The organism is Gabonia massiliensis, assembly GCF_001403595.1.
In the GTDB taxonomy this organism is placed as follows: Bacteria; Bacteroidota; Bacteroidia; order Bacteroidales; family Coprobacteraceae; genus Coprobacter; species Coprobacter secundus.
On record NZ_LN877939.1, the window covers coordinates 346876 to 361470 of the forward strand.

Genomic DNA, 14595 nt, shown 5'->3' on the forward strand with positions numbered 1-14595 from the left:
AATATTTATATTAAAATTTACTTATTATGAAAATGAACATCGCTGTACTCCCTGGAGATGGGATAGGGCCCGAAATTGTTGCTCAAGCTCTGAATGTAACTAAAGCCATATGTAAAAAATTCGGACATGAACTGACATACAAGCAAGCTCTGGTCGGGGCATGTGCTATCGATGAATGTGGGAACCCCTACCCTGACGAAACTCACGAACTCTGTATGCAATCGGACGCAGTTTTGTTCGGGGCAATAGGCTCCCCTAAATATGATAATAACCCATCAGCAAAAATTCGTCCTGAACAAGGGTTGTTAAGTATGCGAAAAAAATTAGGATTGTACGCTAATATACGTCCCGTAACCACATTCGAATCATTGATACATAAATCTCCTTTACGTACTGATATTGTAAAAGGAACTGACCTGATGTGCATACGAGAACTTACTGGAGGCATCTATTTCGGACGTCCTCAAGGTAGGAGTGAAGACAATAACACAGCGTATGATACATGTGTATATACCCGTGAAGAGATTGAACGTATCGTTCATTTAGCATATAAATATGCTATGCAGAGAAAGAAAAAGCTTACAGTGGTAGACAAAGCAAACGTCTTATGTACTTCTCGATTATGGAGAGAAGTTGCTCAAAAAATAGAAAAGCAATATCCTGAAGTAACCACTGAATACATGTTTGTAGACAACGCTGCCATGCAATTGATACAATGGCCAGGACGTTTTGATGTAGTCGTTACAGAAAATATGTTTGGAGATATTCTCACTGACGAAGCTTCTGTCATCACCGGTTCATTAGGAATGCTCCCTTCTGCATCGGTAGGTATACATACTTCCGTCTTCGAACCTATCCATGGCTCCTATCCTCAAGCTGCGGGGAAAAATATAGCTAATCCCATTGCTACCATATTATCCGCTGCCCTAATGTTTGAATATGCTTTCAATCTGCCCAATGAAGGAAAATTGATACGCAAAGCTGTTGACGCCTCCATAGAAGCGGGTATCGTTACTGAAGACCTAACCAAAGATGGTAAAACATACTCTACTTCTGAGGTCGGAGAATGGATAACAAATTATATCAGCAATTATCAATTATGACTTTCCCATTCCTTCTAAACTCATTTGTCTAAATAAATATCATTATATTTATTTTAAAAACAGTCCAAATATTAAACTTTTGGACTGTTTTTTTGTCTTAATATTATAAATATATAAAAATGGAAAAAACAGAATTTTCTATATATACCAAATGGATATTTATACTACTGACCATTGTTAACTTACAAGCCTGTGAAATAGAATGGGGCGACGATAGACCAAGACATCCAGGAGAGGCTACTGATATGCTTTGTTATAAAATATGGTCCGATACATTTAGAAACAACCAAGGATTTACAGTAACACAAGAACTCCGTTTCTGGGCGGATGGTTATGGAGAAGAAACCTTACGTACAGTCTATCCCGACCGCACCCAAATAGAAACATTTCCCTTTGAATGGAGATGGAACAGTTATTACTATGATGCCCTTATATGGCGTTATAGAGATGGGGCCGAAACCTATTTTGACCAATTACGACTTGATTTCAGTACATTATCCGGTAGATTCGGCCCAGATTTTGTAACATTTTATAACATGGGAAGATTCTAAAAAAGACTATTCAAACAAAATATTAATACACTGGAAATATAATAAAATATTTATTACAACAGTTTTCATTACTTCAATTAACATATTGATAAACAATATATAAATATACTCTATTTTCGCTTTATGAGATATTTATATAAATAAAATATATATATATTTCTCCCTTTATTTTTGTTTTTAAACCATGATTCTGTACTTTTGTTATATAAAATATAATTTACAATTTATTTATATATTTAATTATTAAATGATAAAATGAAAAAACAGATTATTCTTATTTGTTTACTCCTATCTTGCTGTACAACTATTTCATTCGCACAACGAGATATGAAAGCATTCGAACACTTAGCTGTAGGATTGGAAGCCGGAACAACAGGTATAGGCCTTGATGTCGCTGTTCCATTACATCCACATTTCGCATTAAGAGCCGGTATCGCTATGTTTCCTTACTCCTATTCCACAGGATTTGATATTGATTTCGCCAGTTCAGAAATGGATAATATCGTCAATCAATATCCTAATATCAAAAACGAATTAAAACAAAACGGATTGCCAACGAATTCTTCCGAATTGGATACAGAAGCTAATCTAAAAGCAAAATTAGGTCTATTGAATGGAAAAATATTAGTAGATATATACCCATTTCGAAAAGCCTCTTTTCATTTTGTAGCAGGATTATATATCGGAAAGAGTAAATTAGTATCTGTCACCGGAAAGATGCCACAACAAGTAACCGAAGTATCTGAGATTTTAAACAAATATTCTCAACAAACAGGAGTAGATTTTGAAACAGGTATTGCATTAGGAGATTACTCTATCCAAGCCAATGAATTAGGCAATGTAGATGCTGCAATCAAAATAAATAGTATAAAACCTTATGTAGGGCTTGGATTTGGGCGTTCGGTACCCCGTAAAAGAATTGGATGCCAATTTGAGATGGGTGTCATGTTTCACGGTAAACCCAAAATTGTCAGCAGCATAGCCAGTGTAAATGATTTACTGAATGACGAACTCAGTTCTTCCGGTATTACAGATATAATGGATAAAATAACGATTTATCCCATGATTTCCTTAAAATTAGTTGGACGCATTTTCTAACTATAATTTCTTCTAACAAAAAATGAGATGCCGTTCTCCTTTTATAATAACGACATCTCATTTTTGATTTCGAATCGAGAATATTATTTAGCAGCTTTTCCACTAAACACCACAATACGATTCCAGTTATTATTGTTAGGATAAGGTTGAGAATCACTACCATTCCCTATCATCTGGATACGATTGGCCTTGATGCCATATTTACCTGTCAAAATTTTCACAACAGCGTCAGCACGCTTCTTACTCAACTCTTTATTATATGCTGGAGTACCAGTTTCTTTATCAGCATATCCAATTACAGTAACGTTACAATCCGGATTTTTCTTCATCCACTCAGCTATATTATAAACGTTGACCATCTCTTCAGGAGAAACCACTGCACTATTTATTGTAAAGCGAACTACTGAAGTCAAATCAGCATCACAATTTGAAACAGGTTCTGGAACAGGGATAACTTCCTCTGCAACAACAACCTCTGGACAAGGAGGACATTCGCGAGATTCACAATCTTGTAATCTCGAACGTAAATCATTTACTTTATTATTCAAATCATTAATAACAACTCTTTCTCCATAAGGATCAAATGCGTTGAAACGGTCCTTTCCAAATTTTACAGTCAAACCACCGATAGCCGATACAATAGATTCCACTTGTTTTCCTTGTACTACTCCGTTAAAATGATCACCCATAGCATTTGCCCGACCTTCTAAGAAAAAGTCAACATAATGAGATAAACGGAAATTCAGTTTTATACCAGCTGATACAGGTAAGCCATACGTCCTATGGTCATTAATCGGATTTTTGAATGCTAACGCAGCTCCAACACCAGCAAACGGTATAACCGAAACTACACGTTTTTCATTATAACCACCTAAGGCATTCGTCAAATCCCACATCAAATCACCGTAAACCGCAGCATAGCGAAAATGATTCATATGTTCTTTATCTGGCCATAACGGATGAAGAGCTCCGCCCATTGCACTAATACGAACTCCCAAATATGGAGTAATCCATTTGCCTAAAGCAAAATTCATTGCTAAAGTATACTGCACATTCCCTTTATGTTCGGTAAGGAAAGTCTGAGCTCCTGCACCAAGAGATATGTACCAATTATCTCCCACTTTATTTGCATAATAATGAGTTTTACCGGGCAACATCTCTGCAACCGTCACCTCCTCTTCAACCACAGCTACTTGAGCTGCTCCACTTTCGACAAACGCCCAGGAAGCTACCAAGGCCAACGCCATCGAGTAAAGAACATGTTTTGTTTTCATCTTTTTGACAATTTAGTTTACATTTATTATGTGTTTGTAATTGTTTCCTGATAGAGTAAAAAAGGCCCTATTTACAATACAAACACTCCATTTTTATTTCTTTTGATGGTAAAACAACTCGCGTCGTCATTCTGTTCAAAACGATAAGATAAAAATATCATGAAAACATTCACCGACAGAACTTAAAGTTCGGATAGTCAAAAGAAAAGCCATTTAGTAAATTATATGTTTTTTTCAGAAAACAGAATATAATAATGTACAATAAATCGATAAAACTATTACACTTATTCCTATATATCATTTTTGGAAAAATAAAGACACAAACTGGGTCTTGAAAATCAAATTAAAAACTTTCAAGACCCAGCTCATAATCCAATCAAACTTTCTTATATCAAAAATTCAATCATTAATTCAATTTTGACATCCACATATACCCACTGATTTTATAATTTTTTTTACTCAAGAACAGCTGCCCATCCTCCATTTCGAGCCAGCTCTATCTTTATCTTGTCTCCAGATTTAACGATACTTTCTTTCTTTCGATAATCCATCGCTTGGTTACCAGCATTGATTCCGTCTTCAAAAGACGTCATCCGATATTCTTTGCTTCCTTTCAGAAAACTAAAATCGATTGTCAATTCACGTCGAGTCTCTTTTCCATTACAAATCGCACCGACATACCATTTCCCGTTCTTATTTCGAGCAATAACAACATATTCTCCAACTTTAGCATCCAAAACCTCCGTCTTATCCCACGTAACCGGCACACTTGTTATAAACTCAGTACAGTCCTGATTGCGATAATACAGAGTAGGATTATCAGCCAACATCTGAATCGCACTTTCAAAAACGACATATAAAGCTAATTGATAAGCTCTTGTTCCGATACTCGCCGCATTAGGACGCTCAGCTTTATACGATTCGGGCTGCATGCTTATCATCGCCCCCGGCGTATAATCCATCGGCCCTACTGCATTTCTTATAAATGGAAAATACAAACTATTTTCCGGAATGCAATTTCCCATATATTCCATACCTCGTACTCCCTCGTACGACAACAGATTAGGATACCTACGTTCTAAGCCCGCAGGTTTAAAGGCTCCGTGAAAATCTATTACCAAGTGATTTTCGGCAGCAGCTTTCACTACCCTTTCGTAAAAATTAACCATCCACTGGTCGCTCCGATCCATAAAATCTATTTTTATACCGGAGATACCCCATTCCGAAAATGTTTTAAAAAGATCGAAATGCTTTTCTACCGTAAGCCAAGTAAGCCATAACAGCACACCAACTCCTTTTTCTTTTCCATAACGAACAATTTCATGCACATTTACTTGCGGATTGGGAGTGTAAGGATCCTGTGTACTCAATGCCCATCCCTCATCCATCAATATATACGGAATACCATACCGGGCTGCGAAATCGATAAAATATTTATAGGTATCTAAGTTATAACCAGAAACAAAATTTACATCGGGTCCATACGGTGTAGCACCACTCCACCATTCCCAACTCACCTGTCCCGGTTTTATCCAACTATAATCAACCAATTCACAAGGAGAAGAAAGGTTATAAACCATTTCATTGGATACAATATCCCGAACATCGTTAGAAATTACAAAGAAACGCCAAGGAAAATTTCGAGACCCGGATGTTTTTGCTATATAATCAGCTTCTCTCAATATTTTAACACTGCGATCCCCATCTTCTCCAAACTCCAAAGGACATTTTGGGAATACCGACCGAAAACCATTATTCCCGGAACTTTTTATAAACATGCAAGGATAATCGTACAAATCAGCTTCCGAAATCAATATATTGTATCCATTGTTCGTCTCCAGCAAAACCGGGAAATAGCTCATCTGGTCAACATTTTTATACTCGGTCGTCTTTACATGGGTATAAGGGACTTCGCATGATGTTTTGAAACTTTCCGTTTGCGAAAGATGTGCCAAATAAGAATCGGGGAAATTTATAGAATACTCTTCATCCAAAACTTCTCTTTTTCCTTTTTTGTTCGTAATGAAACGATAGGCCACACCATTATCGTACGCCCTGAACTCTACAGAATAATCTCCGGCCATATCCATCCGCAAAACATTATAATGATTACGCACTTCGGCATTTTTCAAGGGAATTTCCCGTTTTACAGTTTCATCTACACTATTTCTCTTTATATTCCGCAACTTTGGCGACCGTCCCAAGACTTCATCCTTCAAATCCAAAGACATAGAACAATCTTTCAATAACAACTCACTTCCGGCATAAATGGAATAATAAATCTTGTCTTTCAACTGAATATCTACGATCAATGACCCGTCAGGAGATTTCAGCTCAACATTTTTACCATACATTCCGACACTACAAAATGAAAAAAATACCACACATAATAGAATAAATCGCTTCATGGTTTCAATTATAAATTAGACAAATAAAAAACAACTTCATCAATTTTGTCGACGCATAAAAATACAAATATATTTTCAAATACTCAACACAAAGTCTCGACAAATACAACGTTCTCTTTTATTTACAAAATCATCGTTTTTGTTATTGTCATAATTAATTTGTAATATTGCAGTGTATAGACTTCAGAAAGACGTAATATGCATAAAAAAAATAAATCACGCATCTTTTGGAAAAAAATGCGTTCTAAATATAAACTTTCGTTTTTCAACGAAAATACATTAGAAGAGGTATGGACTTTCAGATTATCCCGTTTAGGGGCATTCATGTTTTTTACTGCACTTGTTATCATCATATTCATGGCAGCAACTTATTTAATAGCAGGAACCCCTTTAAAGAACTTTCTCCCAGGATATCTTAAAAGAGATGCTCGTGCAAAAATTATGGATAATGCTTTGCGCATAGACTCACTATCAAAAGAACTTGAAATAAAAGATCATTACCTGCAAAATTTAAATCGTATCTTAACCGGGAATATTCGGCATGACTCCATAGAACAAATAAAAGATTCTTTGCTGACTTTCCCTAAAGATTCATTTCTGAACCGTTCTGAAACGACCTCCGAGTTTATAGAAAAATACGAAAAAGATGAAAAATATCGATTAAATGTATTTCACGATAATATACCTACAGACGGATTCATATTCTACCCTCCAGCCAAAGGACAGGTCGTCAACAATTTTAACCCCAAACGGGGACATTACGGTATCGATATACGAACTTCAAAAAACGCAGCTGTCTCTTCTGTTCTCGATGGGACTATTATTGTAGCCAACTATACATTAGAACAAGGTTATATAATTGCGGTCCAACATGGGAACAATTTTATTTCTATATACAAATACACCGGAGGTTTATTAAAAAAAGTAGGAGATAAAGTAACTGGAGGTGAAAAAATTGCAGTTGTAGACAATTACAATGACAGAATATCTACCGAAAACACATCCATAGAATTTCAACTTTGGTATATGGGACAACCATTGGATCCAGCTGATTATATTGTTTTTTGAATTGGTTTTGCATAAAATGAGTAAAAAAGAAAATTATTCAAATTATTTAACCCTCACTTCTTAAAATAAAAAAACTAAAAGCCGATTTTACATAGTTATCACTATTTAAAGAGAGATAATTTATATCTTTGCCTTACTTTTTGGAAAACTGTAAATATGAAGAAGCAACTTGCGATATTAGGATCGACCGGATCTATAGGAACTCAAGCTTTAGAAATCGTTTCGGAAAATCCTGATTTGTTTGAAATATATGCCCTAACAGCAAATAATAATGTTGATTTACTTATCGAACAGGCCCGACGATTTGAGCCTGAAGCAGTAATTATTGCTAACGAAAAACACTATAAAAAATTAACCGAAGCATTAGCAGACATACCTGTAAAAGTATATGCCGGACAGGAAGCCATTGCCCAAATAGTAGAGTCAGAACCCATAGATATGGTTCTCACCGCTATGGTTGGTTATTCCGGTTTATATCCTACTATACAAGCCATTAAAGCCGGCAAAACTATAGCATTGGCTAACAAAGAAACATTAGTTGTGGCAGGAGAACTTATCAATAAACTGGCACTCGAACATAAAACAGCTGTAATCCCTGTCGATTCTGAGCATTCAGCTATTTTCCAATGTTTAGCAGGAGAGATACACAATCCGATAGAAAAAATTATACTTACAGCATCTGGTGGTCCATTCAGGACATATACACAGGAACAGATGAAATCTGTAAAACTAAAAGACGCATTGCAGCATCCCCGTTGGAAAATGGGGAACAAAATAACAATAGACTCAGCCACTATGATGAACAAAGGCTTTGAAGTAATCGAAGCCAAATGGCTCTTTGATGTGAAACCTGAGCAAATTGAAGTTGTTGTACACCCCCAATCTATTGTACACTCAATGATCCAGTTCGAAGACGGAGCTATCAAAGCTCAGTTAGGAACTCCTGATATGAAATTGCCCATAAGCTATGCTTTTTCTTATCCGAATCGATTGAAGAATTCCAGTCATAAACTTAAAATCGAAGATTATCATCATCTAACATTTGAGTGCCCTGATACAGAAAAATTTCCTCTTTTGTCATACGCTTATCATGCTATGCAAACAGGGGGAAATATGCCATGCATATTAAATGCTGCAAACGAGGTAGCTGTCGCAGCTTTTCTACATGAAAAAATCGGATTTATAGAAATCACATCCCTCATCATGAAGACGATGGAAAAGATGTTCTTCATAAAAAATCCGACTTACGAAGACTACGTTAATACAGACAAAGAAAGTCGTATACAAGCAAAAGAACTAATCAAAAATTTATAATAACTTATAACAGATGGAGACATTTCTTATCAAAGCTTTGCAATTAATTTTAAGCCTATCTATCCTGGTTATTGTCCATGAATTCGGGCATTTTATTTTTGCACGGTTATACAAAATACGAGTAGAAAAATTTTATCTTTTCTTCAACCCTTGGTTTACCCTTTTCAAATTTAAGCCCAAAAACAGTGAAACAGAGTATGGTATCGGATGGTTACCTTTGGGCGGCTATGTAAAAATAGCCGGCATGATAGATGAGTCAATGGACAAAGAACAAATGGCAAAACCTGCCCAACCATGGGAGTTCCGGTCAAAACCTGCCGGACAACGTCTTATGGTCATGATTGCCGGAGTACTATTTAATTTCATCCTGGCTCTACTCATTTATTCAATGATTACATTCACTTGGGGTGATAGCTATCTCCCATTTAAAAATGCAAAAGCCGGACTCAATTACAGCGAAGTAGCACATCAGGCCGGGTTTAAGGATGGAGACATTCCCTTAGAAGCTGATGGAAAACCGTTAGAAACATTAACGGGAGAAACTGTACGAGCAATGGCAGAAGCCAAAATAATAAAAGTGGAGCGCGATGGAAAAATCGTAGAGATAAACATGCCCGAAAATTTTATGCTACAATTAATCGACAAAAACGAGAAATTTGCCTCCTTCAGATTTCCAATCGTCGTCAAAGAAGCTTCTCCCGGACAAGGAGCCGCTCTCGCTGGAATACAACCAGGCGATAGTTTGACAAATATTAATGGAACCCCCGTTCCTGATTTTATAACACTTACTAAAGCTTTGGATAGCGTAAAAGGGAAAAATGTAAATGTAACTTTCTACCGTTCCGGAAAAGAAATGACCTTGCCTGTGCAAGTAGATAAAAATGGTAAATTGGGTATTGCCTTAACCCCAATTACTGACATATATCCGTTAGTCACTATCCATTATGGATTTTGGGAATCTTTTCCAAAAGGGATTGAAAAAGGTATCAATACCTTAAAAGGATACGTCAGTGATATGAAATATGTATTTACGAAAGAAGGAGCCAGCAACTTAGGAGGATTTGGAGCTATAGGTAGTATCTTCCCCCCAGTTTGGGATTGGGAAGCATTTTGGAGTATGACGGCATTCCTCTCAATCATTTTAGCGTTTATGAACATATTGCCCATTCCAGCATTAGATGGAGGTCATGTGCTTTTCCTTTTGTATGAAGTAATTACACGAAGACAACCAAACGAAAAGTTCATGGAATATGCTCAAATGGCCGGTATGGCATTCTTATTTGCTCTATTGATTTTTGCCAATGGAAATGATATATTTCGATTCTTTTTCAAATAAAGAACCGATGAAACACACAGATTTTACATATGACATATAGCAAAATATACTTAAAACCCGGGAAAGAAGAATCCTTACAAAGGTTTCATCCTTGGGTATTTTCGGGAGCTATTCAGCGCTTCGAAAAACAGCCCGAAGAAGGGGATATCGTTGAAGTAACAGATAATAAAGGGAATTTTATTGCCTTAGGGCATTACCAGATTGGAAGCATTGCAGTCAGAGTATTATCATTCGAACCCACTACAATCGATCTTGACTTTTTTAAGAACAGATTAATGACAGCTTATGAATTACGTAAAAGTATAGGGCTCACTGACAGAGATTACAACAACACTTTCAGACTTGTTCATGGAGAAGGAGACAATCTTCCCGGTCTTATTATCGATATCTACGACCAAACGGCTGTTATGCAAGCCCATTCTCCCGGTATGCACTATGCAAGACACATACTTGCTGATGCCATTATACAAGTTTTGGGTAACCATATAAAAAATGTATATTACAAATCTGAAACAACTTTGCCCTATAAAGCACAACTTGACCCAGAGAATGAATATCTAATCGGAGGAGAAGCCGGAAATATTGCTATTGAATATGGACTCAAATTTCATGTAGATTGGCTGAAGGGACAAAAAACCGGTTTTTTTGTAGATCAACGAGAAAATAGGGCACTTCTCGAACGCTATTCTAAAGGACGGTCCGTATTAAATATGTTCTGTTATACTGGAGGATTTTCATTTTATGCAATGCGGGGAGGAGCAAAACTGGTACACTCGGTGGACAGTTCGGCTAAGGCAATAGATTTGACATGTAAAAACGTAGAATTAAATTTCCCTGGAGATACTCGGCATAAAGCTTTCGCTGAAGATGCATTCAAATTTCTCGACCAGATGGGAGATCAATATGACCTCATAATTCTCGATCCTCCAGCATTTGCCAAACATCGGAAAGTTCTGCATAATGCATTACAAGGATATCGAAAATTAAATGCAAAGGCTTTTGAAAAAATAAAACCTGGAGGCATAATATTTACTTTCTCATGTTCTCAAGTAGTATCGAAAGAAAACTTTAGACTGGCTGTTTTTAGCGCAGCAGCCCAATCGGGAAGACGTGTTCGCATTATTCATCAATTAACCCAACCTGCCGATCATCCTGTAAATATTTATCATCCAGAAGGAGAATATCTTAAAGGATTAGTTTTATACGTAGAATAGATAAAGACAAAGCAAGAGACTGTACTGAGAGGAATCAGATAGTCTTTTGCTCTATTTATACACAAACCTCTCCAACATAAAACTTCTTAAAAGCATTCTGAAATACCTCTCCACTCATAATCAAACAAGGTAATTCCAATGATAGAACCATACCAATGACTCCTAAATCTTAAATCTCCTAACAACGTCTTTCTCAAATAATTTTTACTTTTCCGAAATTTGTTTCCTCAAAAATAAATCGTCAAACAAAATTTTTCCTAAAACTAAACAGTGTATTTCTCATTTTTCATGTAATCCGACATTGTAATACAACAACAATAATTTCACAACAAAGAATAAATAACCAATTATAAATTAACTGATTACCTTAAATCCTCAAAAAAAACAGCACATCAAAATGTTAAATATAACTAATATATAGATAAAAACAGTGCAATCATTTGCACAAACCACAAACTATCTCTACATTTGCAATGTGTTTTTCATGGTATTAGATTTAAGGTTAACGAAGATTGGTTGTCGTGAGACAACCATTTTTTTTGCTTATACTTTTATATAGATAAATCATATATACCAACAATCAGGAATCATTTTAAACAAAAAAGAACCAACCATTTCTATATACCATCAATATATTCACAGAAAAGCTTATCTTTGCAAATATACAGAAGAAAAGCTACACCCTTATTCTCATCGAACAGATTCGTCAATTTAATAAAGTTCTATAAAACACCTTCTTTCGGAATATCTCCTTCCAATAGAGTACGAATAACATATTAATAAACAAGACTATCAATGCTTATTTGCAGAACTACTATCATATGGATATACTACCGTAACGCAATATTATTGACACATAAACCTTACGCTTTTGTAAAATTAGAATAAAAACTTACTTTATGCGAAAATAGAACTACAAAAAGCATGATACAACACGGTTAAGAATAGACAAAAATAAATCATCATCAAATTATCAATATAAATGAGATACTAAACAAGGTCTTAATAAAAAATAAACAGATAATTTAATATTTTTGTAAAATAAGTCTCAGACTGTAAAAAATCGACAATTATACGGAGTATGGAAAACTATAAATTCGATGACAATCTCAAAATACTGGTTATTGGTGCAGGAAGTGCTGCATGTCAGATAATCTCATCTATTAAAGAACAATGTTTATTGAGAGACCAAGCTCGACAAGAAGCAAAAAAGTCTCAAAAAATTGATGAGTTAAACGACTCCGACATAATTGACTTTTTGGCAGTAGATTCAGACGAAAAACTACTAACAAAACTTAACCTTCCCCTCAGACAAATATTACTCTTAGATGCAGATAGTAAATCTCGTCAAAAAAACTTATCCAAAATAAAAGGGAGAAAAGCAGTTATTCGAGAACTATTGCAGAAGGATAATATTTATATGCTCGTCCTTATTGCTCCCTTAGGAGGAGAAACCGGAAGTAAAGTCGCCATAGAAATAGCAGAAATCGCAAAAGAACTCCATATATATACCATTGCTTTAGCATCTGTTCCTTTCACATTCGAAGGAAATAATAGTTATTCCATAGCAACAACAGCGATTCAGATGCTCAACACTCTCATCGATTCTGTTGCTATACTCCCCAGTGACCTCATTATCAAAAGAGATAAAGAGCTCACGCTGATGAATGCTTTCAAAATATTGTCGACTTTATTTTCCGATACTTTTTTCTCCATCATCGACATTCTGAAAAAAAAGGAGTAATCACAATTGATTTTGCAGATTTAAGAAGTATATTACATAATTTATCCATCATCATATCAGAAACAAGTTCTGAAGAAAACCCTATTCAAGATACACTACAAAAAATATTAAGATATGCTCATTTAACTGATAAGGACGTAAATAAATCCAAATCCATTCTACTCAATATATTTATAAGTGCGGAATTTGAATTATTAATGGAGCATATCCAAGAACTTCAGTATTTCTTTTCCAAATTCGACAAACAAAAAATTACTTGGGGAGTAGCGAAAGATCCAACTCTAAAAGAAAAAGCAAAAATAGTCGCTATCTTTTCTGGTCTGAATGATGATGAATTTGAGACGGTAACCCGAACAGACCCACAAGATATAATCATAGAACAGAAAAAGCCTACATATCTGACTGAATACATTGATCGCATACACAATGATTTTCCTGGTAAAAAGGCATTTATAATAATGAGTTTTCAACAAACACCCATACATGCCCAAATACACGAAGTAATAAAAAAAGTTTTAAACAAATACAAAATTTCAGCTTTACGTGCCGATGATATAGAATATACCGATGACCTTATGAATAATATATTGGCTTACATCTATGCCTGTGATTTCGGTATAGCTGTTCATGAACGTATTACTACAGAGAATCCTAATCCCAATGTAGCCATGGAAATCGGCATATTTATAGGCTTAGGAAAACCTGTTTGCCTATTAAAAGAACGTACACTTAATAAACTGAACTCCGATTTAGCAGGAAAACTCTATAAAGAATTCGATTCATACAACATAGAACAGACACTAATCCCTGTTCTCGAAAAATGGATAAAAGACAAAAGATTTATTTCATGATGAGATCTCTCGGAATTTCTACAATTAAAAAAGCTCTTTAAGTCTAAATTCTGAAATCATACACAAACGAATAACACCAGAACAAATTTTACCGGCCTATACCAAATCATTGACGCAGCACTGTCCTGTAATCGTATTTCTACCGCCAATTCATCGAATGTAGCAAAGGTATCTCGCTCATATCACTTTATATTATTTAGAAACAAAGTCATAGACATAAGAAAAATAATACTCCATCACAAGATTAATAAAAAATAGAACACAAAAATAAATTCTAACCAATACCCACATATTATAGAATACAAAAATCACTTGTATATTTAATGTATATGACAATTTTTTATTCTATATACCCCTTTAAACTTTACTATTATTTTTTGACATAAAAAAAATATTTTCGATAAACTTTTGTCGGTAAAAAGCTTTAAGAACATCATTTTGATTGAAAATACATAAAAACAGCAACAATTATTTGCAAATAAAAAAAACTATACATACTTTTGCCTTTTGAAAAAGATTGGAATTGGTAGGTTTATAAAAATGTTATATAATAAATTGAAAGAAAATTATTCAATTAAATTACTAAATTAAATATCGCATTAAGTCAAAAAACAAGAAGAATTAACTTAAACAC

Annotated in this window: 11 protein-coding genes; 9 read left to right on the forward strand and 2 right to left on the reverse strand. The window is 35.0% G+C overall.

Annotated elements, in window-relative coordinates:
- The first annotated feature begins 26 nt into the window (after window positions 1-26).
- The 3 genes from leuB (at window position 27) to BN2628_RS06335 (ending at window position 2752) form a co-directional block, all read left to right on the forward strand.
- Window positions 27-1103, forward strand: coding sequence for a 3-isopropylmalate dehydrogenase (gene leuB, locus BN2628_RS06325; RefSeq protein ID WP_044230188.1), 1077 nt, complete (start codon window positions 27-29; stop codon window positions 1101-1103).
- Between the two features lie 119 nt (window positions 1104-1222).
- Window positions 1223-1654 carry a hypothetical protein gene (locus BN2628_RS06330; protein WP_052431592.1) on the forward strand — a complete coding sequence of 144 codons (432 nt, stop codon included), beginning with the start codon at window positions 1223-1225 and terminating at the stop codon, window positions 1652-1654.
- Between the two features lie 255 nt (window positions 1655-1909).
- Window positions 1910-2752, forward strand: coding sequence for a hypothetical protein (locus BN2628_RS06335; protein WP_044230187.1), 843 nt, complete (start codon window positions 1910-1912; stop codon window positions 2750-2752).
- Window positions 2753-2835: 83 nt separating this feature from the next.
- Here BN2628_RS06335 and BN2628_RS06340 read toward each other — a convergent pair whose 3' ends face one another.
- A complete protein-coding gene (locus BN2628_RS06340; RefSeq protein WP_044230186.1) occupies window positions 2836-4026 on the reverse strand; it encodes an OmpA family protein in 1191 nt (396 codons plus the stop codon).
- 455 nt (window positions 4027-4481) lie between these two features.
- Window positions 4482-6434, reverse strand: coding sequence for a glycoside hydrolase family 97 protein (locus tag BN2628_RS06345; RefSeq protein ID WP_044230185.1), 1953 nt, complete (start codon window positions 6432-6434; stop codon window positions 4482-4484).
- Between the two features lie 198 nt (window positions 6435-6632).
- On the opposite strand from BN2628_RS06345, the gene BN2628_RS06350 reads away from it, so the two are divergent.
- From BN2628_RS06350 to BN2628_RS06375, 6 genes are all read left to right on the forward strand, one after another.
- Window positions 6633-7502 carry a murein hydrolase activator EnvC family protein gene (locus BN2628_RS06350; protein ID WP_044230184.1) on the forward strand — a complete coding sequence of 290 codons (870 nt, stop codon included), beginning with the start codon at window positions 6633-6635 and terminating at the stop codon, window positions 7500-7502.
- Between the two features lie 156 nt (window positions 7503-7658).
- Window positions 7659-8816, forward strand: coding sequence for a 1-deoxy-D-xylulose-5-phosphate reductoisomerase (locus BN2628_RS06355; RefSeq protein ID WP_044230183.1), 1158 nt, complete (start codon window positions 7659-7661; stop codon window positions 8814-8816).
- Between the two features lie 13 nt (window positions 8817-8829).
- A complete protein-coding gene (gene rseP, locus BN2628_RS06360; protein ID WP_044230182.1) occupies window positions 8830-10152 on the forward strand; it encodes an RIP metalloprotease RseP in 1323 nt (440 codons plus the stop codon).
- A 29-nt stretch (window positions 10153-10181) separates the two neighbouring features.
- The gene (locus tag BN2628_RS06365; RefSeq protein ID WP_044230180.1) at window positions 10182-11366 is read left to right on the forward strand and encodes a class I SAM-dependent rRNA methyltransferase; all 1185 of its coding nucleotides are present in this window, start codon (window positions 10182-10184) and stop codon (window positions 11364-11366) included.
- 1081 nt (window positions 11367-12447) lie between these two features.
- Window positions 12448-13110 carry an FtsZ/tubulin family protein gene (locus BN2628_RS06370; protein WP_044230178.1) on the forward strand — a complete coding sequence of 221 codons (663 nt, stop codon included), beginning with the start codon at window positions 12448-12450 and terminating at the stop codon, window positions 13108-13110.
- A 197-nt stretch (window positions 13111-13307) separates the two neighbouring features.
- Window positions 13308-13961, forward strand: coding sequence for a TIR domain-containing protein (locus tag BN2628_RS06375; RefSeq protein ID WP_052431591.1), 654 nt, complete (start codon window positions 13308-13310; stop codon window positions 13959-13961).
- The last annotated feature ends 634 nt before the right edge of the window (window positions 13962-14595 follow it).

Bases quoted from the DNA above. Each gene is read 5' to 3' on its own strand.
- rseP (WP_044230182.1), top strand. From the start codon at position 8,830: ATGGAGACATTTCTTATCAAAGCTTTGCAATTAATTTTAAGCCTATCT.
- BN2628_RS06330 (WP_052431592.1), top strand. From the start codon at position 1,223: ATGGAAAAAACAGAATTTTCTATATATACCAAATGGATATTTATACTA.
- BN2628_RS06375 (WP_052431591.1), top strand. From the start codon at position 13,308: ATGGAGCATATCCAAGAACTTCAGTATTTCTTTTCCAAATTCGACAAA.
- BN2628_RS06365 (WP_044230180.1), top strand. From the start codon at position 10,182: ATGACATATAGCAAAATATACTTAAAACCCGGGAAAGAAGAATCCTTA.
- BN2628_RS06350 (WP_044230184.1), top strand. From the start codon at position 6,633: ATGCATAAAAAAAATAAATCACGCATCTTTTGGAAAAAAATGCGTTCT.
- leuB (WP_044230188.1), top strand. From the start codon at position 27: ATGAAAATGAACATCGCTGTACTCCCTGGAGATGGGATAGGGCCCGAA.
- BN2628_RS06370 (WP_044230178.1), top strand. From the start codon at position 12,448: ATGGAAAACTATAAATTCGATGACAATCTCAAAATACTGGTTATTGGT.
- BN2628_RS06335 (WP_044230187.1), top strand. From the start codon at position 1,910: ATGAAAAAACAGATTATTCTTATTTGTTTACTCCTATCTTGCTGTACA.
- BN2628_RS06340 (WP_044230186.1), bottom strand. From the start codon at position 4,026: ATGAAAACAAAACATGTTCTTTACTCGATGGCGTTGGCCTTGGTAGCT.
- BN2628_RS06355 (WP_044230183.1), top strand. From the start codon at position 7,659: ATGAAGAAGCAACTTGCGATATTAGGATCGACCGGATCTATAGGAACT.
- BN2628_RS06345 (WP_044230185.1), bottom strand. From the start codon at position 6,434: ATGAAGCGATTTATTCTATTATGTGTGGTATTTTTTTCATTTTGTAGT.